The 24,000-nt window shown below is 69.6% G+C and carries 20 protein-coding genes; 3 read left to right on the forward strand and 17 right to left on the reverse strand.

The window, feature by feature from the left end:
- Nucleotides 1–144 precede the first annotated feature (144 nt).
- From M8C17_RS20685 to M8C17_RS20720, 8 genes are all read right to left on the reverse strand, one after another.
- The gene (locus tag M8C17_RS20685) at nt 145–1,572 is read right to left on the reverse strand and encodes an MFS transporter (protein WP_252418173.1); all 1,428 of its coding nucleotides are present in this window, start codon (nt 1,570–1,572) and stop codon (nt 145–147) included.
- A 547-nt stretch (nt 1,573–2,119) separates the two neighbouring features.
- Entirely contained in the window at nt 2,120–3,493 is a 1,374-nt protein-coding gene (locus tag M8C17_RS20690; protein WP_252418174.1) for a C40 family peptidase, read from the reverse strand.
- A gap of 645 nt (nt 3,494–4,138) precedes the next feature.
- The gene (locus M8C17_RS20695) at nt 4,139–5,059 is read right to left on the reverse strand and encodes a M56 family metallopeptidase (protein WP_252418175.1); all 921 of its coding nucleotides are present in this window, start codon (nt 5,057–5,059) and stop codon (nt 4,139–4,141) included.
- A complete protein-coding gene (locus M8C17_RS20700) occupies nt 5,056–5,382 on the reverse strand; it encodes a BlaI/MecI/CopY family transcriptional regulator (RefSeq protein WP_374558803.1) in 327 nt (108 codons plus the stop codon). Before M8C17_RS20700 ends, M8C17_RS20695 begins: the two co-directional genes overlap by 4 nt.
- A gap of 182 nt (nt 5,383–5,564) precedes the next feature.
- A complete protein-coding gene (locus tag M8C17_RS20705; RefSeq protein WP_252418176.1) occupies nt 5,565–6,233 on the reverse strand; it encodes a C39 family peptidase in 669 nt (222 codons plus the stop codon).
- Between the two features lie 316 nt (nt 6,234–6,549).
- Complete coding sequence (locus tag M8C17_RS20710; RefSeq protein WP_252418325.1) at nt 6,550–7,191, reverse strand: DUF305 domain-containing protein; 642 nt, start codon at nt 7,189–7,191, stop codon at nt 6,550–6,552.
- A gap of 73 nt (nt 7,192–7,264) precedes the next feature.
- Nucleotides 7,265–7,714 (reverse strand): DUF6153 family protein, encoded by a 450-nt coding sequence (locus tag M8C17_RS20715; RefSeq protein WP_252418177.1) that lies wholly within the window; start codon nt 7,712–7,714, stop codon nt 7,265–7,267.
- A gap of 105 nt (nt 7,715–7,819) precedes the next feature.
- Nucleotides 7,820–8,272, reverse strand: coding sequence for a DUF2752 domain-containing protein (locus M8C17_RS20720; RefSeq protein ID WP_252418178.1), 453 nt, complete (start codon nt 8,270–8,272; stop codon nt 7,820–7,822).
- Between the two features lie 206 nt (nt 8,273–8,478).
- Here M8C17_RS20720 and M8C17_RS20725 point away from each other — a divergent pair, with 206 nt between their 5' ends.
- Complete coding sequence (locus M8C17_RS20725) at nt 8,479–9,324, forward strand: F510_1955 family glycosylhydrolase (protein WP_252418179.1); 846 nt, start codon at nt 8,479–8,481, stop codon at nt 9,322–9,324.
- Between the two features lie 82 nt (nt 9,325–9,406).
- Here the strand turns inward: M8C17_RS20725 and M8C17_RS20730 are convergent, their stop codons facing one another.
- Complete coding sequence (locus M8C17_RS20730; protein WP_374558750.1) at nt 9,407–11,614, reverse strand: heavy metal translocating P-type ATPase; 2,208 nt, start codon at nt 11,612–11,614, stop codon at nt 9,407–9,409.
- 461 nt (nt 11,615–12,075) lie between these two features.
- Between M8C17_RS20730 and M8C17_RS20735 the strand changes: the two genes are divergently transcribed.
- The gene (locus M8C17_RS20735; protein ID WP_252418181.1) at nt 12,076–13,650 is read left to right on the forward strand and encodes a multicopper oxidase family protein; all 1,575 of its coding nucleotides are present in this window, start codon (nt 12,076–12,078) and stop codon (nt 13,648–13,650) included.
- Between the two features lie 155 nt (nt 13,651–13,805).
- On the opposite strand, the gene M8C17_RS20740 is transcribed toward M8C17_RS20735, so the two are convergent.
- Genes M8C17_RS20740 through M8C17_RS20775 form a run of 8 tightly spaced genes read right to left on the reverse strand, consistent with a single transcriptional unit; the run spans nt 13,806 to nt 22,040 of the window.
- Nucleotides 13,806–15,224 carry an NADH-quinone oxidoreductase subunit N gene (locus tag M8C17_RS20740; RefSeq protein ID WP_252418182.1) on the reverse strand — a complete coding sequence of 473 codons (1,419 nt, stop codon included), beginning with the start codon at nt 15,222–15,224 and terminating at the stop codon, nt 13,806–13,808.
- A 3-nt stretch (nt 15,225–15,227) separates the two neighbouring features.
- A complete protein-coding gene (locus tag M8C17_RS20745) occupies nt 15,228–16,718 on the reverse strand; it encodes a NuoM family protein (protein WP_252418183.1) in 1,491 nt (496 codons plus the stop codon).
- A 3-nt stretch (nt 16,719–16,721) separates the two neighbouring features.
- Nucleotides 16,722–18,665 (reverse strand): proton-conducting transporter membrane subunit, encoded by a 1,944-nt coding sequence (locus M8C17_RS20750; RefSeq protein ID WP_252418184.1) that lies wholly within the window; start codon nt 18,663–18,665, stop codon nt 16,722–16,724.
- Nucleotides 18,662–18,964: an NADH-quinone oxidoreductase subunit K gene (locus M8C17_RS20755; RefSeq protein WP_252418185.1), complete on the reverse strand. Its 303-nt coding sequence runs from the start codon at nt 18,962–18,964 to the stop codon at nt 18,662–18,664. Before M8C17_RS20755 ends, M8C17_RS20750 begins: the two co-directional genes overlap by 4 nt.
- A complete protein-coding gene (locus M8C17_RS20760; RefSeq protein WP_252418186.1) occupies nt 18,961–19,524 on the reverse strand; it encodes an NADH-quinone oxidoreductase subunit J in 564 nt (187 codons plus the stop codon). The genes M8C17_RS20755 and M8C17_RS20760 overlap by 4 nt, the downstream gene beginning before the upstream one ends.
- Nucleotides 19,524–20,462, reverse strand: a complete 939-nt coding sequence (locus M8C17_RS20765) for a complex I subunit 1 family protein (RefSeq protein ID WP_252418326.1) — start codon at nt 20,460–20,462, stop codon at nt 19,524–19,526. Before M8C17_RS20765 ends, M8C17_RS20760 begins: the two co-directional genes overlap by 1 nt.
- The gene (locus M8C17_RS20770) at nt 20,455–21,726 is read right to left on the reverse strand and encodes a hypothetical protein (protein WP_252418187.1); all 1,272 of its coding nucleotides are present in this window, start codon (nt 21,724–21,726) and stop codon (nt 20,455–20,457) included. Before M8C17_RS20770 ends, M8C17_RS20765 begins: the two co-directional genes overlap by 8 nt.
- A complete protein-coding gene (locus M8C17_RS20775) occupies nt 21,717–22,040 on the reverse strand; it encodes an NADH-quinone oxidoreductase subunit A (protein WP_252418327.1) in 324 nt (107 codons plus the stop codon). Before M8C17_RS20775 ends, M8C17_RS20770 begins: the two co-directional genes overlap by 10 nt.
- Nucleotides 22,041–22,587: 547 nt before the next feature.
- Here M8C17_RS20775 and M8C17_RS20780 point away from each other — a divergent pair.
- A complete protein-coding gene (locus M8C17_RS20780) occupies nt 22,588–23,970 on the forward strand; it encodes a YibE/F family protein (RefSeq protein WP_252418188.1) in 1,383 nt (460 codons plus the stop codon).
- Nucleotides 23,971–24,000: the final 30 nt, after the last annotated feature.

Genomic DNA, 24,000 nt, shown 5'->3' on the forward strand with positions numbered 1-24,000 from the left:
TGGTCTTGTCATTCACGGCGACGGCGCCGTTGGCGGTGCTGGCGTTCGTCGCGTAGTCGTAGGTGATCTGAATCGGGGCCGAAGGTTGCACATAGCTGTCTCTTTCAAGGCTGGGTCGATCGCGGTGGGTGCCACAGCGAGCCGTCAGTGGACCCGGGCGGCTTCAGCGTCAGCGATGTTCTGCGGACGGGGCGCGGCGGTTCGTAGGGTGATCGCGGCGATGCCAGCTCCGACGGCGGCGATGACGCCGGCGCCGATGAAGGCGGCCGAGTAGCCGTCGGTCAAGGCCGTCAGATCATCCAGCCGGTCGGCCCCGTGAGACGCGGCGACCGCGGTCATGGCGGCCAACCCGAGGGCCGAGCCGACCTGGTAGCTGGTGTTGACGATGCCGGAGGCCAGCCCGCCTTCCTCGGGCCGAGCGCTGGAAATCGCCGTGCCCAGGGATGGAATGAAGGCGAGCGACATGCCCAGCGCCGCGACAAGTGACGCGGGCAGGACGTCGGCGAGGAACGTGCCGTCGGGACGGATCAGGGCGAGCCATCCGAGGCCGGCGGCGAGGACCGCGAGGCCGGTCACCACCAGGGGCTTGGGGCCAAACCGGTTGATGGCGCGCGGAGCCAGGCCGATCATTCCGACCATGATGAGGATGGTCATTGGCAGCAGCGCCGCTCCGCTGGGGAAGGCGCTGTAGCCGAGGACCTGCTGCAGGTACAGGTTGAGGTAGAACCACATCGGAATCCACGCCGCGCCGAGCAGCAACTGGGCGACGTTGGCGGCGGCGAGATTCGGGGCGCGGAAGATGGATAGCCGCATCAGCGGCTCACGACGGGCCGCCTGGATGGCGAGGAACGCCGCCAGCGCGACGACGGCGCCCGCGAGGACCGTCCACGTCTGGGCAGAGGTCCAGCCGACTTCGGGAGCGCGAACGATGGCGTAGACGGCGGCGCCGAGACCGGCGGTGACGGTGAGCGCCCCGGCGATGTCGAGGGAGCCGCGGCGGGCGCCGCCGGCCGGCATCAGCGCCGGGGTGGCGAGGACGGCGAGCAGGGCGATCGGGATGTTGATGTAGAACACCCAGGGCCAGCTCACGTACTCGGTGATGACGCCGCCGAGGAAGACGCCGGCGGTGCCACCGGCGGGTGCGGCGGCCCCGTAGAGAGCCAGGGCTTTGGTGAGTTCTCGCGGCTCGGCGCCGAAGAGCATCATCAGCAGGGTCAGCGCTGAGGGTGCGATGAGGGCGGCGCCAGCGCCCTGGGTGGCGCGGGCGGCCAGCTCCACAGCGACGCTGTCGGCCAGACCTGCGGCGGCTGAGCCGACCAGGAGGATCACCCAGCCGGCGGTGAACACGCGTCGGGCGCCGAACAGGTCGGACAGCCGGCCACCGAGCAGCAGAAGCCCGCCGAAGGCGACGACGTAGGCGTTGAAAACCCAGGACAGGTTCTCCGGCGAGAAGCCGAGATCGGCCTGCATCCGAGGTAGTGCGACGCCGATGATCGATGTGTCCATGATGACCATGAACTGGGCGAGCGCGATGAGGCCGAGGGCCCACCACCGCTTGGATCCGTATGACATCTCAACCACTCCTTATGCCCCTAGGGGGTATGGGTAAGTGGTAGATGTGTACCCCTGGGGGGTATCAGATGTCAAGTGATCGGCGTCTGCAGCTCTCGAACAGGGCCTTTTCGTGGTGCACACGCCCGGGACTGTCGCATTCGTCCACTCCGGAAGGCGGCTAATGACGGACCGACCGGCACTGGGGCGGATGGGGCGAGACACCACCGCAGGTTCCGCACATCGCGGTTGGTTGAGCGCTCGTCCCCCGGCCGGCAACGTAGCGACCGCTGCCGTGGCCCGAGGGGTGGGCCAAGGGATGAGGACCTGTGCAGTCACCTCATCCGACGAGGGCGGCTTCCGTCACGCCGATGGCTCAGTTCGGCCCGCAGTTGCAGACGTGGCTGACCCCATCCCCGCGATGAGCAGCCTGGCGGGTGCACGCACCCGCCAGGTATGGGCCGTCCGAGCCCTTCAGTCACTGCGCCCGACGCTGCCGCAAGCTATGCCCTCGGGCGGCAAGAGGTGAGGAGGCGCTGCCGGCGGGCCGAATCTTCGTGAGCATGGATCACGATGGGGACGGAGTCGCCGTGATTGAACCGTTGGTCTGCGTAGGGCTCGGTGTGCTGGTGGTGGTGGCGCTGGGGGTGGTTGTGGGGCTGGGTGTCTCCGTTGGACCGGGCTTGGTGTTTGTGGGAGTGGGCCTCGGCGTCGTGCTCGAGGTCGGGCGTGGGGTGGGTGTGGGGGTGGGAGTGGGAGTGGGTCGTGGGGTTGGTGGCTTGGATTGCGTGGGCTTGGGAGTGGGCTGGACGGGGGGCGCGTTGGGGGCCGGCACCTCCTGGATGACCCTGGTGGCGGCGAAGAACCGTGACCACCAAACGCTAGAGACCTTGACGACGTCACCGGTGGTCGGCGCCTGAACCATCTTGCCGTTGCCGATGTACATGCCCATGTGGTGAATGCTGCTCCAACTGGTACCGGAGGCGAAGAAGACCAAATCACCGGGGAGCAGCGAGTTGCGGTCGACGGTGCGGCTGCGAGTGGCGTTGTACTGGTCGCGTGATACCCGGGGCAGCTGGTCGTAGTCGGCGCCCTTCGAGCGGTAGGCGGCCCAGATCAGTCCGGAGCAGTCGTATCGATTCGGGCCTTCGGCGGCCCACTCGTAGGGCTTGCCAAGCTGGGCGAGGGCGAACCGCACGGCGGCCAGGGCCCGCGGGTGCGCCGCCTTCCCGGCGATGCTGCCACTTACGGTGATGTCAGCGCCGAGGCGCTGCTCGGCGGCTTCGCGTTGCCGCTCGATCGTGGCCAGCTGGTCAGCGTTGCGTCGTTTCAGCGTGAGCAACGCCGCTTCACGTTGCTTGTAGGTCGTCTCCAAGGAGGCGTATCGGCCGCGGGCTGCCTCTTCTGCAGCGACTGCCGCGCGGTGACGGGTGTAGGCCACCTGTTCGACGGCCTGCGCTTGTCGTAGTTCACGGGCGGCGTCGTCGATATCGCCGTCGTCCTGCTGTCCGCGGTAGGCGCGTGCCAGGTCGCCCAGTTCATTGAGGTCGGCGCCGACGGTGCCGGGTGGCACCGCGGCGGCTCGTTTGAGGGCGTCGGCGGCAGCGGGCACGACGCTCTGCTGTGCCTGCTGAAGACCGTCGCGCGCCGCGCGTAGCTGCCGTTCGGAATCCTGCAGGGAGAGGCTCTCGCGTGTCTGGTCCTGCCGGAGCAGAAGCAGTTGCTCGCCGAGGGTCGCTACCTCGGTCTCCAGTGCGAGGATCTGCCCTGCGAGCGGATTCGCTGGCGGCGAGGCGGTTGGACCGCCGGGGGCCGGCGCTGTCGGGGCTTGGCCGCCAGGCAGTTGAACAGATCCAGCGGGTGATGGTCGCGTTCCCGTGTCGGGCACGACGTTGGGCAGTGGCGGATCGGCGTGCACCGGGCTGGCGAACGTCACCGTCACCGCGGCGGCCAGTAGAGCGGACCATGCGACCGGACGTAGGACTGCCAAGCTCTCCTCGTAACGCCTGGAGCGCTTAGACCCGTTACTCATCGATCTCGCTCCCCGCCCGGAGCACGCGCCGCATCAACTACAGCGGCGACATGTGTCCGGTGCCTGTCGTCAAGCAGTAACGCAACGACAATAGCGGGTATCTACGATGCGGCGATAGTAGAAAGGGTCGGGCTAGGAGCGGGTGGCGCTGATCAGTGGGAGCGTGGGTCCGCATCGGACTGACGAGCGCTTGACCGGTCAGCAGGGTGCGGCGGGGACGAACGTCGCCGAAATCGCTGGCTCCAACGGTGACAGCCACCGTCGGGGGTGGCGACCGTCACCGGCTACGGATTCGTGGGAGATGGCTAGCAGGTGCCGCAGGTGAGGGTCATCCCGGTCGTCGCGATGGCCAAGAGAAGCGGTGCGGCCACCTCTAGGTCGGTCATCAGCGCCGGGGCCCGGACACGCTTGTGTGACAGCACGTCTGGGCGGTCGGTGGCTCTGCGGCGCCCTGTCGATCCGCCGTTGAGGGACCGATCGCCGTGGGCCAGGGACGGCGTCGGCGATGGACACCGGCTGCTCAGGGACGCGCGGACGCTGGCCGCCTGACTGGGGTCAGGCGCAGAAGACGACAGCAGTGACGGCACCGATCAGTGCCGGCGCGATTGCCGCGACCAGCGGAAGAACGACACGAGCCGCGATCCGCTGGTGCGGTGTGGCTGTCTGCAGGCGGTGCAGCCGCGTCGGCACGTCGGCTCCGGCCATGGGCAGGGCGTGCGCGGGGTGAGCGGCACCGCTGAGGGCGATCAGGGCTCCGCGGACCGCAGGCACGCCGCACGTGCGCACGGCAGCCGCGTCGGCGCACAGCTCGACTAGGAGCCGCATGGCGCGAGGTGCGCGGCGGGTCAGTGGTACCCACGGTGCGGCCGCAGCGAGGACCTCCGCGATGGCGACGATCAGATGGTGCCGGCCGCGTAGGTGCGCCCGCTCGTGACACAGCACGGCAGCGCGTTGCGCCGACGGTAGGCGTAGGACGCCCGCACTGACAACGAGCATTCCTCGGCGGCCGCCGACGCTGTAGGCCAACGGTGCGGGGTGCGGAACCCGCAGCACCGGTTCCTGTTCTGGTGTAACGGTTTCGCCGAGGAGCGTCACCAGGTCGTGGTGCGCTTGACGGGACTCGCGCTGGGCACGCCACTGCCGAAACGCCAGGACCACTGATCGTGTGGCCAGCGCGCAGACCGCCACCGCGCCGGCCACGCCGAGAACTTCGTCCTGGGCGGGCAGCTGGCCATGGCTGACCGCGAACCAACAGTGGTGTGCCACATGCTCCGCCCACTCCCCCAGACGGTCGACCGGTGCGAGCAGCAAGGTGACGCCGGCGGCGAAGGTCAGCAGCACGGCGCCCAGGGTGCCCCACCAGGCGAGCAGCACCGCGATCGGATCACGGACCGGGCCGATGGCTCGTTCCAGCAGCGCTGGTGCAAGCCAGGCCACGGCGAGCGCCCCGACGATGAGGGCGAGGGCGGGGCTCACTGGGAGTCGGTCCGTTCGTCAAGTACCTGCCGCAGCACCGCCAGTTCCCGATCGGAGGCCGAGCGGGCGAAGTGCAGCAGCACCACATCCGGTTGGAGGCTGGTCTCCAGCATGCGCCGCAGGGTCCGGGCGACGAGTTCCTCCCGGGTGCCGGCGGGCCGGTAGTGATAGGCCTTGCCGGTCTTGTCGCGCTGCACCCACTGCTTGCGGTGCAGGTTGTCCAGCACCGTCATGACGGTCGTGTAGGCCAAGGTGCGTCGAGTCAGTCGATCCAGCACCTCACGTACGCGCAGGGGCTCGTCCGCCTGCCACAGCACATCCATGACAGCGGCCTCCAGCTCACCCAGACCGTTCACCGACACACCGCCTCCCACATTTCCGCCAGCCTACGCTGGGCCTGCGTCGCCGTGACGCAGTCTGCGGGTAGCGCGGCGTCAGGGCGAACGCGGCGGTCCCTGATTTTTGTGCTTCAGGGACCGCCGCGTGGTGCGCTCTATTGCCGATGTCAGGCGGAGTAGCCGCGCGAAGCAGCCCACTCGGCCAGTTCGCCGACCGACATCCAGTAGGTGCCGTCGCCCACCGGCTGCCACGGGTCGGCGATCTTCACCTGGTCGCCGTCGTAGGCCACGACGGTCACGTAGTGCCCGACAGGAAAGTCGCGCGACAGCCCGTCGACGTCGGTGCCGGATCCGATGACGTTGACCACGGCAACGCGGTCGTTGTCGATCGCGGTGCTCAGGTCAGCCTTGAGGCGCTGCACCTCGTCTGCGGTGGCTATGTCGTTGGGGATCTCGCCGGTCTTGTAGACGTCCTTGCCAAGTTCCTGATTGAGGACACGGGTGATGTCGAACGCCGAGGCCGTCCCGGCGACGGTGGTGCCTAGCTTGGCCGCCAGTTCGTCCTGACTCTGGATGTTGCCCTGGGCGCTGAGCGCGATGCGGGTCGACGCCGGGCCGCAGAAGTAGATGTTCGGCTGCTCCTGGAAGCGGTAGTCGACGCGCTTGTCCGACTGCTTTTCTGCCATCTGCACGGCAGGCACCTGCGTCGGCGCGGCGAGCGCACTGGTCGCCGGTGCGGCGACGCCGGCGGCGACGAGTGCCACTCCGGCCACTACGCGCGCGCTCTTGCGAGCGACTGCGGTACGAGCCACGGTCCATTGCCTGAGCGTGTTCATCGCTGTCACCTTTCCTCGGGGTGACCAGACCGATGTCGGGCTGGCATCACGGGGACGCGCCATCTGGCCTGCAAGGGCCGGATACGGCGAACGCCGGGGCGTGCTGCTCCGGCGTACATCGACGCAACCGGCGGCGGTCCGCCCGCATTCCGCGTTCGTGGCGGGGGAAGGCTGCGGCGACGTGCAGGGGGCAGTACGGGACTGGACAGTCGTCGCAGTCTGGCCGATACGGCGGGGCCGTCACCGGCGCCAGGTGTGGTGGTCCATACGGCGGCGGCCGGACCCGATGTGGGGTCCGGCCGCCGTCCTTTCGTGGCTACAGGCGGTCGAGAATCTTCTGCAGGGTCTGCACCTCTGCGGCCTGGTCCGCTTCGATCTGCGCGGCGAGGGCCTTGGCCTCCGGATTGCTGCCGTTGGCCTGCTCGGTCTTGGCCATCTCGATGGCGCCGTTGTGGTGGGCGATCATCATCTGGGCGAACATCTTGTCGAACTCGCTGCCCTTGGCGGCCTTGAGCTCGTTCATCTGCCCGTCGTTGGCCATGCCCGCCATCGCGGACGTGCCGGACGAGCTCGTGCCGTGCATGTCGTGCCCCTCGGGCGCGGCGGTGGGCTTGCCCCACGCGGTCAGCCAGCCCGTCATCGTCACGATCTCCGGGTCCTGCGCGGCCTTGATCTTCGCCGCGAGGTCCTTCACCTCAGGATCGTTGGCGCGGGTCGGCGCCAGATCGGCCATCTCGACGGCCTGACGGTGGTGCGGGATCATCATCTGGGCGAACATGACGTCGGCGTCGTTGGCGGTGGTGGCGGCCTGTGCCGACGCGGAAGCCGTGACCGTTGGGCTGTTGCCGCTGCCGTGGTCCATGCCGCTCATGTCGTCGCCGCATGCCGCGGTGCTCGCCAGGAGAGCGGACAGGGTGACGCCGGTCAGCAGGGCGCGACGCATCACGCTCGTGCGCATCATGGTGAAGGAATGCCTTTCAGGTTGTTGGTATGCGAATAAGGAATCGGCGGTCGGTTGACCGGCGGTGTTCCTATATCCGCAGCACCGACACCGCGGCGACGCGCAGGCCGAGCAAGAGTGCGGGCGGGCTGCGCCCGCCGCGGTGAACTGTGAGATGCGTGCGCGCCTCACAGCGTTCGCGGTGGGATCGCACCCGCAGTAGTGCCAGGGCGATGGCCAGTCCGAATGCGCCGACCACAGCCAGGCAGACCGTAAAGAGGCCCAGATCGGGGCTGCCGCTAGAGCGCGGCTCGCGGATCTGGGCGATCAGAGCCCGGTGGCCGGAGTCGTCCTGAACAGGGCTGGCGAGCCTGTCGTGCGGCATGACTACCGCGGTGGTGTCGTGGCCGCTCGACGTGTGCCCGCCGCCGCCGTGGCCGAAGGTGTGCATTCCGGCGACACCGAGGGCCAGGAGGACGAGCAGCAGCACCCGCGGCAGGCTGATGAGCCTGCCGGGGCGCTGGCGGATGGTCCTCTTCATACGAATCCAGGATAGTAGGTGGCATAAGGGGCGACCAGTCGTGCCGAAGGAAAGCGGGTGCGTGACGGCGACTTGTTTGGTCATGGGGGTTTCGACGGGCGGGTCTTACGGCGTGAGGTTAGGGACGTTGAACCAGGAGAACGGTGCCCACGGCAGGTTGCGCAGCACGGTGGTGTAGAGCAGGAAGCCGGCGATGTAGGCCCCGTAGACCCAGGTTGGCAGGCGTAGCGCGGGCAGTTCGCGTCCGAGCCAGGCCGAGGCGACGAACCGGACGCCGAGGTAGGCCACGAATGGCACTGCTACCAGCGCGGCCAGGTGGTGGCGGGCGGCCTGAGTGAGATCGCCGTGCAGGAGGTAATAGACCATGCGGGTGCCGCCGCAGCCGGGGCCGTTGATGCCGGTGAGGGAGTGCCACAGGCACGGACCGGTCGGGTCGGCGAGCCGGTCGGTGGGATCGAAGCGCAGCACGAATCCCGCCGCCGCGGCCAGTACCGCAACCACCGCCACTGAGGCTGCGCGCCGCATTGTCTGGTCAGGTTCTGCCGTGACCTGACGCACCGGTAGCCTCCTCGCCGCGCCATCCGACAGGCGCCCACCCGAGCGTCGCTGCCACGCCTGCAGCGTGACGCTCCCGACGCTACTACTATCGGGCAATAGTAGATGGCTTACGATCGGGGCGCAGCTGCGGGATCGGCTTGCGTTGCCGCCGCGGATCATCGGATCGAGGTAAGGGAGCGGCTGTGGCCCTCAAGGGGCAGAATCGGATGGCGTGGATTGGAGTCGCGGTCGGCGTCCTCCTGCTCGTCACGGCCGCGGCCACCGCGGTCGGTTGGCGTGACGACTCCGCCCCGTCGACCGCCTCGACTGCGAACGACGGCCGGCTCAGCCATGTACACGGACTTGGCGTGAACCCCGCCGATGGGCAGCTGTATGTGGCCACCCACCACGGAGTATTCCGCCTTTCCGGCATGGCGGCGGACCGGGTCGGGGACGGCCGGCAGGACACCATGGGCTTCACGGTGACCGGCCCTAACGAGTTCCTCGCCTCCGGTCACCCAGCCCCGGACGAGGACGGGCCGGCGCACCTGGGGCTGATCCACAGCAATGACGCCGGCCGATCCTGGCAGGGTCTGTCCCTGGCCGGGCAGGCCGACTTCCACCTGCTGCGCTTCTCCGGCGGCGTGGTGTACGGCCTCGATTCGAGCAGCGGCGCCCTGATGGCCAGCAGTGACCGGATGACCTGGGAGTCGCGCTCCACGCTCGAGGCCTACGACCTGGCCGTCGACCCGCACCGCCCGGGAACCCTGCTGGCCAGCACCGACCAGGGCCTGCGTCGCTCGACCGACGGCGGCCGCACCTGGACGCCGGGCGGCGGTCCGCCTGCGGTGTTGCTGCACTGGTCCCCGCGGGAGCTGGTGGCGATCACGGCGGACGGGACGCTGGTGCGCTCCGTCGACGCAGCGGCGACCTGGTCGTCCACCCCTGGCCGGGCACCAGGCGCCCCGGCTGCTCTAACCGTGCACGGGAACGTGACCTTCCTGGCCACCCGGGACGGCCGGGTGCTGCGCAGCCCCGACGCGGGCGTGACGTGGCAGTCGATGCTGCCCTGAGCCGGGCCCAGACGGCTTGCAGTCGCCGTTGTGCCGGCGGCCCGGTCGGATAGCTCCGATCGGGCCGCCGTTTCTGCCTGAGTCAGTGCTGCCCGGGGCTGAGCTTGACCCGGCGCAGCAGCTGCGCGTTCAGCGCCACCACGATGGTGGAGACGGACATCAGCACCGCTCCCACCGCCGGGCTGAGTGTGACCCCGGCCCAGGCCAGCGCGCCAGCCGCGAGGGGAATGGCCACGACGTTGTACCCGGCGGCCCAGGCCAGGTTCTGGGTCATCTTGCGGTACGACGCCCGGGACAACCGGATCACGCCGGTGACACCACGTGGGTCCGAGGATGCCAGGATCACCCCGGCGGACTCGATCGCGACGTCCGTGCCGGCACCGATGGCCAGGCCCACGTCGGCGCGGGCCAGGGCGGGAGCGTCGTTGACGCCGTCGCCGACCATCGCCACGGTCAGACCTCGGGCCTGCAGGTCAGCGACCGCCTGGTCCTTGTCGGCGGGCAGCACCTCGGCGAACACCTCGTCCACCCCGGGCCGGAAGCCCAGGTCGGCGGCGACCGCCTCGGCGACCGAGCGTGCATCTCCGGTGATCATGACGATTTTCTTGACGCCCTGTTCGCGTAGCTCGGCGATGGCCTCGCGAGCCTCGGGACGGACCTCGTCCTCGAGGGCGAACGCGCCGACCGCGGTCGCCTGACCGGCCTGCGGCAGGCGGACCAGGTGCAGCACCGCCGCGCCGCGTGCCGACCAACCTTGCGCTGCGCTGGCCAGCTCGTCAGGAACCGCGGCGCCAAGCTCCCGCAGTAGAGCTGGGCCGCCCACCGCCCAAGTGGCGTCGTCGACGACAGCTTGAACTCCTCTACCGGTCAGGGATCGGAAGTCGCGGGCGCTCGCCCGCAGCCCGCGGTCCTGCGCGACCTTGACCAGAGCTTTGGCGAGGGGGTGTTCGCTGTCTGCCTCGACCGCGCCGGCGATGCGCAACACGTCGTTCTCGTTGACGCCGCTGGCTGCGGCGGTCGCGGTGACGGTGTGCGCGCCCTTTGTCAGGGTGCCGGTCTTATCGAACAGCACCGCGTCGACGGTGCGCATCCGCTCCAAGGCGAGGCGGTCCTTGATCAGGATGCCGGCCTTCGCCGACACCGCGGTGGACAGGGCGATCACGAGCGGGATGGCCAGCCCGAGGGCGTGGGGGCAGGCGATGACCAGGACCGTCACCGTCCGCACCACGGACTCGTCGAGATCACCCAGCGCCCACCACGAAGCGAAGGTGACCAGCGCGGCGGCGGTGGCGACGTAGAACAGCATCGCGGCGAACCGGTCAGCCAGCACCTGCGCCCGGCCGCTGGAGGCCTGCGCCTGCGCCACGAGGCGACCGATTCCGGCCAGTGCAGTGTCTTCCCCTACCGCATCGACCCGGACCCGTAGCGCGGAGTCGGTCGCCACCGTACCGGCCACGACCCGGTCCCCGACGCCCCGTGGAACCGGCCGGGACTCCCCCGTGATCATCGACTCGTCCAATTCCGCGGCCCCATCGACGATCCGGCCGTCGGCCGGCACCCGGGCACCAGAGCGAACCAGTACCACGTCGGCGACCCTCAGCTCGGACACCGGTACCCGATGCACGGTGCGGTCGTCATCGATGCGCTCGGCGTCGTCGGGCAGCAGCGCTGCCAGCGCGGCGAGGGCGCCCTGTGCCTGGCCGATCGCCTTCATCTCCTGCCAGTGGCCCAGCAGCATGATGGCGACCAGCGCGGCCAGCTCCCACCAGAAGTCCAAATCGAACGCGCCGAGGCTGGTGGCCAGCGACGCGATGTAGGCCACCGTGATCGCCATCGAGATCAGCAGCATCATTCCGGGAGCCCGCTCACGGACCTCGCGGACGCCGCCGACCAGGAAGGGCCAGCCTCCGTAGAAGAAGACGACCGACCCCAGAACCGGGCCAACCCAGCTCATGCCGGGGAAGTCGAGCGTGTAGCCGAACCAGTCCATCACCATGTGGCTGGTGGCCACGATCGGAACCGTCAGCGCGAGGCTCAGCCAGAACTTGCGCCGAAACTGCTCCGGGTCGTGCCCCGCGTGCTTGTCATGACCCGCGTGCCCCCCAGAGGGTCCGTGCCCCGCATGGTCGTGGTGCCCGCCCTTGTGGCTGTCCGTGGGTCGGGCACTGCCGGCATGCCCGCCGTGCGATCCGCTCGTGGGTTGCTCGCCCACATGCACCTGATGTCCGTCGTGTCGCGCCTCAGCGGGGATAGCCGCCGGTTCGGCGTGGGTCGTGTGTTCGTGTCTCATGCCGTCCACCTCCAACCGACACCATATACCCCCTAGGGGTATCCTGCAACCAGCCGTGCGGCGAAGAGCCACTACCTGCGGCAATACAACTCCGCGCAGAGCGGTGGGACGCGGAAACGTACCCATACCCAGGACCCGTATCGGGGCTGCAGCCCCTACCGGCAGGCTCCTGGCGTATCGACGAATCCAGGATGCAGCGAAGGAAGTGCTCGGCCGAGCGGGCACAGCAGGCCCACACTTAGGCATCTCTGCCATTTCGCCGGCCGTCGGCCGATCAAGGCACTAGCGCAGCAGGCCCCGCTTCTGACAGCGACGTCGGGCACCGAGACGCCAAAGGGCACCCAAACAGGGCACACATCGTGAAGTTCCCCCATGTCCGCGCCGCCACGGCGAGACTCGCACTTGACACCACCGCCCAGGCCGACGATCGCCCGGCCGCCGTTCCGAGCCGAGGAGCTGTCATGACACCCGCGATCAGCCGCCGCCGGTTACTCATCGGATTGGCGGGCGCGGTGGGGGTGGCTGCAAGCACCGACACCGCTGCCTGGGCCGACGGCGCTGTCGGCCCTCCGCTCGTGACCGCGCGCGATGACCTGGTACCTCGTGTCGAGGTGGGCCGTCGCCGGCCGGGCGCGGGCACGGTGACCGCAACGCTGCATCCACGGCCGGTCACTGTCGACCTGGGCGGACCGCGGGTGCGGACCTGGGGCTACGCGGAAGACCTGCCTGGTCCGCTGATCAGGGCTCGCGCCGGTGACCTTATCCGGGTCGATGTGCTCAACGAACTGCCCGCCGACACCAGCGTTCACTGGCACGGCATCGCGCTGCGCAACGACATGGATGGCGTCCCCGGTCTCACCCAGGCGCCGATCCCCCGCAGAGGTCAGCACCGCTACGAGTTCATCGCCCCCGACCCGGGCACCTACTTCTACCACCCGCACTCCGGGCTGCAGCTCGACCGGGCGCTGTACGGGGTTCTCGTCGTTGACGACCCGCACGACACCGGCGGCTATGACCACGAGTGGATCGTCGTGCTCGACGACTGGGTCGACGGCACCGGCCGCACCCCGGAGGACGTGCTTACCGCGCTAATGGCGATGTCCGGCCACGGCGACATGCCGGAAATGGATCATGGCGGCGGGGGCGACACGCCCGGCCTGGGCGACGGCGCCATGGACGGCATGGGCCCCGGAGACATGAGCGGGCACGGGGACATGGCTGGGATGGAGACGATGACCTCGCCGCTGCTGGGCGGCGCCGGCGATGTTGCATACCCCCACTACCTGATCAACGGGCGGGTCCCCGCCGCACCGGTCACCTTCCGTGCCAGGCCGGGACAGCGGGTGCGGATCCGGGTGGTCAACGCCGGCTCCGACACGGCGTTCCGGGTGGCGCTGGGTGGGCATCGGATGACCGTGACGCACACCGACGGTTACCCGGTCATCCCGACGACGACCGACGCGCTCGTGCTCGGGATGGGCGAGCGGGTCGATGTCACAGTGGAACTCGCTGACGGGGTGTTCCCGCTGGTCGCCGCCGCCGAGGGGAAGCGTGGGCGAGGGCTTGCCCTGGTGCGCACGTGCGCCGGGGACCCGCCCTCGGCTATGGACCGGCCGGTCGAACTGGACCGGCGTGTGCTCCTCACTCACACGCTGCGCGCCGCCGACAGCGTGGCGCTGACTCGGCAGCGACCGGACCGGGTGCACCGGCTGGTGCTGGGCGGATCGATGACGCCCTACCGGTGGACGATCAACGGCGTGACCTTTAACCACGCTGACCCGCTCCTGGTCGAGCGAGGCGAGCGGGTGCGGCTCGAATTCGTCAACCGCACCACGATGTTCCACCCCATGCACCTGCACGGGCACACCTTCGCCGTAACCGGCGGCGGAGCCCGCAAGGACACCGTCATCGTCACCCCGCACCGGACGGTCGCTGTGGACTTCGACGCCACGAACCCCGGTCAGTGGATGACCCACTGCCACAACGTGTACCACGGGCAGGCGGGCATGATGGCGAATCTGGCGTACCGACGGTGACGGCCCGTCCTGCCCACGATTGACGCCGAGCGCAGCCTCGTGCTCGTGGCGGGGCCAATGAGAAGCCGCCTGATCCCGATCTTTCCGCCCGGCGCCAACCCATGGCCGCGGTCGTGGCGATTCTCGTCCGGGGACGGCTCCCCGCCGGCATGCCCCTATGGGCCGCTGACCACGGTCCACACCACTCCCCCGGCCAGACCGGCGGCAAGGCTGAGGGCGGCAGCCGTGACCGCGGTGAGCGGGGCCCACTGCCGTCGAGAGCGGGTCTCTCCTTGCGCGGACACGTCTCGTGGAGGCTGACGGTAGGTGGGGACAATCCAGCGCAGGTAGTAGAACAGGCTGAGCAGGGTGTTGATGAAGACGACGACGGCGAGCCAGCCGTGGCCGCCGTCCCAGGCGGCGGTGGCGGTGGTGAGCTTGCCGACGAACACGCCGGTGGGTGGGGTGCCAACCAGTCCAAGGAGCGCCACGACCAGGGCGGCGGCGAGCCATGGGCGCTGCATCGCCATGCCTTGGTAATCGCCGAGGTCCCGACGTTCGGGCAGGGCGGCGGTGACGGCGAAGGCGGCGATGTTCGTCGCCGTGTAAGCGGTGAGGTAGACCAGCAGCGACGGCAGCGCCAGGTCGCTGTTGCCAGCCACCACCACGGGCACGAGCACGAACCCGACCTGACTGACCGTCGACCAGCCGAGTAGCCGCCGCGGGTCGGCCTGCCAGTACGCCGCCAGGTTGCCCAGGGTCATACTCGCCACCGCGACGGTCGCGATCAACGCCGGCCAGGGCACCGCGTCGGGCAGGATGCCGACCAGGCGGTACACCGCGACCATCGCCCCGATCTTGGGCACCGTCGTCAGGAACGTCGCCGCTGTGGCGTTACCACCCTGCGCCGCGTCGGGCACCCAAAAGTGGCCGGGCACCCCGCCGGCTTTGAACATCAGCCCGGCCACGAGCGCGACGGCCGCCCCGGTCACCGCCGCCGGTGGCACGTCAACCAGAGCGTTGGTGAGTTCGGCGTAGCCGGTACTACCGGTGAGTCCGGACATGATCGTCACGCCGGTTAGGAGCAGGATGCCGAACAGTGCCCCCATGAGATATGTCTTCATCGCTGCCTCGGCGCCCCGGGCGGTGAACACGAGACCGATGAGCCCGTAGAGCGGGATGGTGGCGAGGAGGAAACCCGCGGCGAGGACGAGCAGATCGTCAGCACCGGCGAGCAGCACGGTTCCCGCGGCGCCGAAGAGCAGTAGTGCGCAGGTCTCGCTCTCCCGTGCCGTTCCGGCGATCTCGTCGGCGGCCAGCATGAGCACCAGCAGCGTCGCGGCCGAGGCGAGGATCCGGGCCACGCCGGTGGCGGTGTCGACGGTGTAACTGTCGTCGAAGGCGGTCCGTGCAGGCCCGGCCATCCCGATTGCGGCGGTGACGATGACCGCGAGGAGGACGCCGGCGGTGAGGACCCGAATCATCCACTGCTGGTGTCGGGGGACGAACGAGCCACCGAGCAGAGCGGTGAGCGCTCCGACGACGAGCAGCATCTCGGGCAGCAGCAACAGCGGCCGCATCATCTCCGTCTCCACCGGCTACCTCCCGACGAGGTCGACGACGCTGGCGGCGGCGGGTTCGATGACGTCGAGCAGCGGACGCGGCAGAACGCCGAGCAGCAGGGAGAGCAGCAGCAGCGGGCCGACCGACCACACCTCGGCGGGGTGCAGGTCGGTGAAGCCGACCGAATGGCCCTGGGTGTCGCCGGTGAAGACGCGTTGCAGCGCGCGCAGGAACAGCGCGGCGGTGATCAGGATGCCGAGGATCGCCACGGCGGTGGCTGGGGCGGCGGCGACGCTGCCGGTGAAGATCTGGAACTCGGCGATGAAGCCGGTGAACGCCGGCAAGCCCAGGGAGGCGAAGGCGCCAACGGCGAACAGCGCCGCGAAGCTCGGTGCTGTGGCGGCGAGTCCGCCGTACTCCCGCATGTCGTAGCTGGCGGCGCGGTCTCGTAGGACGCCGGTGAGCAGGAACAGCGCGGCGGTGATCAGGCCGTGGCTGACCATCTGAGTGACCGCGCCGGTCACCGCGATGGTCCGGGCCTGCGCAGTGTCGGTGGCCACCAGGCCCGCGACGCCGACGGCGAGGACGATGTAGCCCATGTGGTTGACCGACGTGTACGCGATCATGCGTTTGATGTTGGTCTGGGCCAGGGCGACGAGCGCCCCGTAGAGCACCGACACCACGCCAACGAGGATGATCACCCAGGCCCAGGCGCGCCACGACTGAGGCAGCATCGGCATGGCGATGCGCACGAAGCCGTAGGTGCCCATCTTCAGCAGCACCCCGGCCAGCACCGCCGAGCCGACGGCGGGGGCATCGGTGTGTGCCGGCGGCAGCCAGGTGTGGAAGGGAACCGTGGGAGTCTTCACCGCCAGGCCGATCAGGATCGCGGCGAGCACCAGCCCCCCGGCGAGGGGCCGCCCGGCCAACGGCGTGGCCGCGGCCAGCGCCGGCATGTCGAAGGTGTGCGGATCGGCGGCGACGTACAGGCCGATGAACCCGACGAGTAGCGCCAGCGAGCCGAGGAACGTGTAGAGGAAGAACTTCATCGCCGAGCGCCCCGGGTCGCCGTGGCCCCATCCGGCGATCACGAAGTACATGCCGACGATGGACAGGTCGAAGAAGACGAAGAAGAGGATCAGGTCGGCGGCGATGAACAGACCGAGGCTGACGCTCTGCAGGAAGAGGAACAGGGCGGCTTGCCCGCGCGGGCGGTGACGGTTGCGCAGCGCGTACACCGCGCAGGCCAGAAAGATCACCGCGGTCATCGCGACCAGCGGTAGGGACAGGCCGTCGACGCCCAGGTGGTAGCTGCTGTTGACGCCGGGGATCCATGCCGCCTGCTCCTCGAACGCCAGGCCGCCGGGTGCCGGGGTGTCGTAGCGCAGCCAGAGCCCGACGATCAGCGCGAGATCGACGGCGGTGACCGCCACCCACGCCCAGCGGGCGATCCGGTCGCTCAGCCGCGGGAGGACGGCCAGGATCAGACCGGCGACGAGGGGAAGGAAAATGATCACGCTGAGCAAGGCTCACCCCAACGTCACGAGGAGGACGACGCCGACGAGGAGGACCACGACGGCTTGCAGGTAGTACTGGTGCAGTTGGCCGGTCTGCGGCCGGCGGGCCAGCCGGCCCAGCCGACGCACCCTGGTGGCCAGGTGTTCCACGGCCTCGTCGAGCCACCGGTCATCGGCCCGGGCCGCGCGCGCCGCGACCCGCATCGACAGTTCGGAGGTTGATGTCACGGCATGGTCAACAACCCGGTCGTCGAAGCGGGCGGCGCGACGGCTCAGCGACACCGCGGCCCGAGCTGCGCCGGTGATTGCACGGTCCAGGACCCGGTCGTCGAATCGGGCCAGGGCGTTGGCGCAGCGCAGCGTGGGGCGCGTCACGAGCGCTGACGCGGCCGCCTGCAGCCCCATCCAGCGCAGCGCCCAGCGTGGCTCGGGCAACCGTCGGCGGGCGAGGATCACCAGCAGGACGGCGAGGGTGACAGCCGCTGACACGACCAGCTCCCGGGCGGAGGCGTGAGAGCCGCCGGTCTGGCCGACGGCTCGGGCGACGGTGCTGGCCAGCGGCGGGAGCGCCAGCAGACCGGCGTACGCGGCTCCCACCGCCAGCAGCACCAGAGGTACTCGCTGCAGCAGCGTCACGCGCCGGTTGCCCCGCTCTTCCTCGTCGAAGTGGGCTTCCACCTCGGCCCGGCGGTCGGCGGGTACCCGCGGCCAGATGACGACGAGGATCTTCGCGGCATAGGCCGCGGATAGCGCCGACGCGGCGAGGCCGGTGGCGTACAGCCAGGGTGACTGCTCGCCGACGGCGGTGAGGACGGCGTCCTTGGTCGCCCACAGCGACAGCGGTGCGATCCCCGCGAGAGCGAGCGCACCGACCGTGGCCGACCAGCCGACCAGCCGCCACCGCCCGACGACCCCGCGCAGGCCGGCGAGCCGCTTGGTGCCCAACGCGGTCAGCCACACCCCGGCGGCCAGGAACAGCAGCGCCTTGGTCGCGGCGTGCGCGACGAGGTGCGCGGCGCCGCCGGCGACCGTTCCGGCGCCAGCGGCCATCACCACGAAACCGAGTTGGGCGGCGGTGGAGGCGGCCAGAAGCTGCTTGAGGTCGCGCTGCGCCACCGCCACCGCTGCGAGCAGCAGCGCGGTCGCGGCACCGAACCCGGTGGTCACCGGGCCCGCCCACCCGGTGGCGGCGAGCAGGGGCTGGACCCGCAGCAGCAGGTAGCCTCCCATCGCCACCATGGCTGCCGAGTGCAGCAGGGCGCTCACTGCGCTCGGGCCGGCCATCGCCCGGGAGAGCCAGAACGAGAACGGCAGCTGCGCGGCCTTGCCCAATGCGGCGACCAGGATGCCGGCGGCGATCACGTGGCGCCATCCCGGGCTGCTCTGCGACAGGTTTGCCAGGGCCAGGCCCGCGCCGCCGGCGAGCGCTGCCCCGGCGGCGGCGTAGAGGCCCAGGTCGGCGGCGCGGGTAGTGAGGAATGCGGTGAGGCCGGCTGACATCCGGTCCTCGTCGCGCCACCGGAATCCGATCAACGCGTACGACGCGGCACCCATGATCTCCCACGCCAGCAGCAGCGCCGGCAGTGTCGCCGCCGCCGCGGTGAACGCGACCGCCCCGGCGAAGATCAGCATCAGCCCGTGGAACCGGGCGGTCGACTCGTGGATTTCCCCGGTCGAGGCGAGCAGCACCAGCAGGGTCACCACGGTGAGCGTGGGCAGGATCAGGGCAGCGAGCCCGTCCACGGCCAGCGCGAGGTCGGTGCCGGCCAGGAAGGGCACCGACACCGCCGGGCGGGCGGCTGCCACCACCGCGGACAGGCCCACCATCGTGGTGGCGGTCGCCAAGGAGATGGGAATGGCGATTCGGTTCGCCCGTCGGGCGGCGGCGAGCAGCGCACCGACGCCTGCCGGCAGGACCACCAGCAGCCACAGGCACACCTGCGCGAGGTCCCTCATCCGGACAGGTCCGCGGCCATGTCGGTCATATCGACCCGGCGTACCCGGTGCAGCAGGGTGGCCACCGCGAAGCCCATCGCCATCTCCACGGTCATCGCCGCGATGATCACCAACAGCAGCACCTGGCCGGATGGATCCGGGGCGAGAAACCACCAGAAGCCGGCGGCGGCCAGGATGAGGCCGTTGAGCATCAGCTCGAGACCCATCATCACCATCACCACGACCTGCTGGGACAGCGCGCCGTACAGGCCCACGCTGAACAGGGCCGCCGCCACCAGCAGCACGGTCTGCAGGGTCATCGGCCGACCCCACCCGGTTGTGGGTCGTGGGCGGGACGGCGGCGCAGGTCGTCACCGAAGCGGTCGTAGCGGGTGCGGTGCGCTGCCAGCACCACGCCAGCCACGATGGTGACCGCCATGACCACGCCGACAGTGATCATCGCCAGCATCTTCGGGCCCATCAGCTCCTCACCGAGCGCGGCCGTCACGTCCTCGGCAGGGGCGCCGCGGCGGGCCGGCCACGGAACGAGCAGCACCCCGGCGGTCAGGGCGACAAACACACCGACGGCGACCGCCAAGGCCTGTCGCTTGTCGTGGACCATGCTCATCGGCATCAGCGCCGGGTTCATGCCCATGAACATCACCATGTAGACGGCCATCACGGCCATCTCCATCACCATCATCAGGATCGTCACCACGCCGATGTAGTTCTGCTGCAGCAGCAGCACCTGCACCCCGACCGCGATGAACGACAGCGCGAGCGAGTAGCTGGCCCGGGCCATCGAGTTGACCCAGAAAACGGCGGCCCCGCTGAGCACGGCGACGACGGCGAGCACCCAGAACGAGATGGCGGTGATCATCAGGTTCTCCACACTGCGACGACGGCGACGAGGAGGTCCTGGACAAGCACGGCGGGTAGGAGCACCACCCACCCGACCTCCATGAACAGGTCCGGCCGGACAGCGGGCAGCCGGCGGCGCAGCCATACAAGGACGGCGAGCAGGGCGCTCGTCTTTACCAGCACCCAGGCCCAGCCGGGTAGCAGCGGACCGTTGCCGCCTCCCAGGAACATCGGCACGGCGAAGGCGGCTCCCGCGGCCAGTAAGGCGTAGCGTCCGCCCTGGAACACCAGCCGGTCGACGCCGGACAACTCCGTGGTGACGCCGCCGGCGATGTCGGAGCCCAGCGCTGGCGTGAACGGTCCCCAGACCGCGATCGCGACGACACCAGTGCAGAAGACCAGAAACGCGACGGGCATCCACACCACGAACCACAGGTCCGCCTGCGCTGCCGCAACCGTCCCCACGTTGAGACTCGATGCGGCGACCGCTGGCGCCACGAGCGCGAACATCAGCGGGAGTTCATAGGCCAGTCCGTGCGCCAGGAAGCGGTAGCCCCCGATCAGCGAGTGCGTGGAGTTGGCGCCCCACCCGGTCAGCCACACGAACGCCCAGGCCAGGACGTCCATCGCGTTGAACCACACCACCCCCACGTCGAGGTCGAACAGCGTCCACTGCCCCAGGGGCACGACCGTGACGATCATCAACGCCATGAACAGCAGGCCGGAACTGCCGATCCGCCACAGCAACGTGTCGGCCGCGACAGTCGTTCTGCGTCGCTGCCGTACGAGCCGGGCCGTCTCTCCCAGCGGTCGGGTCATCCCCGACGGCCCGGCGCCCGCTGTCCGCGCCGAGAAAAGCCCGTCAAGGACCGCGGCGAAGGCCACGAGGAGACCCAAGATCGCTGCCGCAGCGAGCGCCCACCCGGCGGAGACCGTCGTGACGGTCGAGTCAGGCATGCGCCACCGCGCTCGCCGCCGGCTGCGGGTCGAGGTCAAGGCTGGCGACGACCAACCGCGCAGTGGCGATGTCTAGCCCCTGCACCACGTCACCGATCTTGACGATCGGCACGTGCTCGCTGGCGTCGCTGCTCGCGTCGGCGGAGCCGGCGATGTCATCGGCCGCTCGCTGGATCATCGAAAGGAGGCGGTCGTGGGTGTCTCCGCGCAGATGGCCGGGCAAATCCAGACGCGCGACGTCAGCCGCAGAAAGGTAACCGACTCCTCGCAGCGACCACCGCAGCAGCCATGAACGCTTGATGCGGCGATGCAGCCGGTCGAGGTCCCGGGCCGTCGTCCCCCGGTCCCCGTCGCTCAACAGCCAGTCACGCAGACGCCGGGCACGGCCGGCCGCGTCCTCCCAGCCACTGAGGGCGAGCAGTCCTGCGGCGTTGTCGCAGCGGCGCGCCGCACGATGGTGAGCGCACCTCACGCCAGCGTGGTGGCGCGCGTGTTGGGCGTCGACCAGGGTGACCTCTGCGTGGACGATGAGGTCGCCCTGCAACGAGCAGCGTAGGACAAGACCCGTCGGCCAGTACGGCAGCACCGGACCCAGACGAAGGTGCAGGACGTCCAGCTCTAGGCCGTCGCGGTCCTCGCCTCCGTGGGTCATCGGGATCCCGGCCGGCGCCATATCCATGCCGCCGTGACTCGTGGCGCCGTGACCCATGTCGGCGTGGCCCATGTCCATGCCGTGGCCCATGCCACCGTGATCGCCACTTTCGCCATGACCGCTGGACCCACCATGGTCCATTGCGCTGTGTTCAGCGTGACCGCCGTCCATCTCGCCCTTGCCGACATGAGTGCCGTGGCCGCCGTGGTCGTGGCCGCCGTCGTGCCCCTCCGACTCGTTGTCACGGTGCCGTTCGCCATTGGGCGTGGCCGATCGGCCCTGGCTGTCGTCGCGCTGCAGGGTCACATCGAGGAGCTTGGTGGCGGCACTTTCAAACGCCGCCGCCGCGAGGTGCGGTGCATCGATCTGGACCCGGGCGCGTGGCCCGGGCAACTGCTCCCACAGCCTTGCGGCGATCGCTGCTATCTCTGGGCCCGGGGTGCCGCAGAGTGCCAGCACGTCCGCGTCCGCGGGCGACGAGGCGAACAGCCAGCCCCGGGCAAGGAGTTGCTGCTCGGCTGCGGCGCGCGTCAGCCAGTGTCCCGGCGCCTCCACGAGGAGAACGTGGGCGTGGTTAACCGCGTACCTGGCCAAGGCGTTGCTCAGACCCACCGCAGAGCCCCCTCCCTCCAGGCCCACACCACCGCGACGAAAACCGCACCGAGGAAGAGGAACATTTCGACGATTGCCGTGGCGCCCATCTCGGCAACGACGACCGCCCAGGGGTACATGAAGAGCATTTCCACGTCGAATGCGAGAAACAACAGGGTCGAGAGGTACCACCGGACGTGGTACCGGGACAACGCGTGTTCCTCGGGCCTCCATCCGGACTGGAACGGCAGCACCGCGAGGGGATCGGGCGCGAGGGCGAGCAGGCGGTGCAGGCCGTACAACCCGGCGACGAAGACAATCGCCACCAGTGCCATCGCGGCGGCTCCCGCATACATGTCGCCTCCTCCTGATCATTAGGAGCATGCCCGTCCGGGAGTGTCGATGTGCGCATATCCACCCGAAGGTCAGGTGCGGCAGAGAGTTCCGCCGGCCGCCGAGCTGCCAGTAGCAGGCGTAGCGCGAGGACAGCCGGAAGCACGGTTAGAAACAGAGGACGATGCTCGCCCGGTGATGCCATCTCCGTCGGCAACGATGGGTGCCACCCCCGCCGCGGATCGACCCTCCTGCCGCCTACTATCTACTGATAGTAGGCGGTGCGATGGACGGGGGATGGAGTGCATCCGAGGATGACGTGTCGCAGCGGGTTGGTGCCACGGGGCCATCGTCGGCAAGCGGCCCACACCGACACACCCTGGCGCTCTTGCTTGACGGCGCAGGAGTAGCGCACTTCTCGGTCGCCGTGCGTGATGGCGCCTGGAGTGCCGCTACAGGTGATGCCCAGCGCGTCGAGGTAGGCACTCCAACCAGGAATCAGGCCAGTCGCCGACGACACCGGCCGCCTCGACCGTTGGGAGACTCACAGTGGGTGCTGACCACAGCCGTGCCGCCCCGTCCACCCCGCGGGTGCGACGGATCCTCGTCGCGACGGTGGTCCCCCTCTTCGTCATCACCGTGATCGCCACCCTGGTGCTCTGGCCGCGCGATACCCCCGACGGGGAGCAAAGTGACCAGGTTCCCCGTTACCACGGCGCGGTCACGAAGGTCGTGACGGAACCCTGCCCGCCAGTGTCAGAGGTCCCGGAGGGCGGCCCGACCGCGCAGGACGGGCCGTGCGGAACGGTCACCGTCCAGGTCGAGCAGGGGCCGGACACCGGAAATCAGGTGGAGATGCCCGTGCCGTCTGGCCCGGGCGCTCCCGAAGTTGCGGTCGGGGATGCGATCGTCATTGTTCAACTGACGGACCCGGCCGACCCGACGGTGAGCACCTACAACATCGCCGAGCACCAGCGCGGCAAGCCGCTGATCTGGCTGGTGGCGCTCTTTGCGGCCGCGATCGTGGCGTTCGGACGGCTGCGGGGGCTAGCGGCGCTAGCCGGGCTGGGGGCGACCTTCGCGATCCTGCTCGCCTTCGTCGTGCCCGGCATCTCCGCTGGCGGCTCGCCGTTGCTGATCGCAGTCACCGGCTCGGCCCTGATCATGTTCGTGGTGCTGTACCTGACCCACGGCGTCACCGCGCAGACGTCGGTGGCGGTGCTCGGCACGCTGGGCAGCCTGGTGCTGACCGGCCTGCTTGGCACCCTGGCCACCGCCGCCGCCCACCTGACCGGGTATGGCAGTGAGGAGGCCACCAGCCTGTCGATGTTCCAGGCCGACGTCGACCTGCACGGCCTGCTACTGGCCGGGATCATCATCGGCTCCCTCGGGGTGCTCGACGACGTCACGGTCACCCAGGCGGCCACGGTCACCGAGCTTGCGCACGCCAACCCGGCGCTGTCCCGGCTGCAGCTCTATCGTGCGGCGACCCGGGTCGGCCGGGCCCACATCGCCTCCACCGTCAACACCATCGTGCTGGCGTATGCGGGCGCCTCGCTGCCGCTACTGCTCCTGCTCACCGCCGACTCCCGGTCGGTGAGCCAGATCCTCACCAGCGAGTTCCTGGCCCAGGAGATCGTCCGCAGCGCGGTCGCCACACTCGGACTGATCGCCGCCGTACCGCTGACCACCGCACTGGCGGCGCTGGTCACCACGGCTGGGCGCAACCCCGCAGTCGACGCCGCCGATAGTGGAAACATTCCACAATCTCGTATCCCGAAAAAACGGCACGGAAACGCGTGGCCGTCGAGGCGGAACGTCGCGCTCGAGGCGCTCAGCGGGGGTGATCCCACCGATGGGCGAGCCGGTCCAGGCAGCGACCCGACGCCGAGCGGCCTCGACCCTCGAGGACGCCGGAATATTGAATGGTGATACCGGCCATCATCCGTGACGCACCTGATC

It is taken from the genome of Micromonospora sp. RHAY321, from assembly GCF_023896955.1.
Taxonomy (GTDB): domain Bacteria; phylum Actinomycetota; class Actinomycetes; order Mycobacteriales; family Micromonosporaceae; genus Micromonospora.

Coding starts and splice junctions, on each gene's coding strand:
- M8C17_RS20685 (WP_252418173.1), bottom strand. CDS start 1,572: ATGTCATACGGATCCAAGCGGTGGTGGGCCCTCGGCCTCATCGCGCTC.
- M8C17_RS20700 (WP_374558803.1), bottom strand. CDS start 5,382: ATGGATGTGCTGTGGCAGGCGGACGAGCCCCTGCGCGTACGTGAGGTG.
- M8C17_RS20705 (WP_252418176.1), bottom strand. CDS start 6,233: ATGAACACGCTCAGGCAATGGACCGTGGCTCGTACCGCAGTCGCTCGC.
- M8C17_RS20710 (WP_252418325.1), bottom strand. CDS start 7,191: ATGCGCACGAGCGTGATGCGTCGCGCCCTGCTGACCGGCGTCACCCTG.
- M8C17_RS20715 (WP_252418177.1), bottom strand. CDS start 7,714: ATGAAGAGGACCATCCGCCAGCGCCCCGGCAGGCTCATCAGCCTGCCG.
- M8C17_RS20725 (WP_252418179.1), top strand. CDS start 8,479: ATGGCGTGGATTGGAGTCGCGGTCGGCGTCCTCCTGCTCGTCACGGCC.
- M8C17_RS20730 (WP_374558750.1), bottom strand. CDS start 11,614: ATGAGACACGAACACACGACCCACGCCGAACCGGCGGCTATCCCCGCT.
- M8C17_RS20735 (WP_252418181.1), top strand. CDS start 12,076: ATGACACCCGCGATCAGCCGCCGCCGGTTACTCATCGGATTGGCGGGC.
- M8C17_RS20750 (WP_252418184.1), bottom strand. CDS start 18,665: ATGAGGGACCTCGCGCAGGTGTGCCTGTGGCTGCTGGTGGTCCTGCCG.
- M8C17_RS20755 (WP_252418185.1), bottom strand. CDS start 18,964: ATGACCCTGCAGACCGTGCTGCTGGTGGCGGCGGCCCTGTTCAGCGTG.
- M8C17_RS20760 (WP_252418186.1), bottom strand. CDS start 19,524: ATGATCACCGCCATCTCGTTCTGGGTGCTCGCCGTCGTCGCCGTGCTC.
- M8C17_RS20765 (WP_252418326.1), bottom strand. CDS start 20,462: ATGCCTGACTCGACCGTCACGACGGTCTCCGCCGGGTGGGCGCTCGCT.
- M8C17_RS20775 (WP_252418327.1), bottom strand. CDS start 22,040: ATGGCACTGGTGGCGATTGTCTTCGTCGCCGGGTTGTACGGCCTGCAC.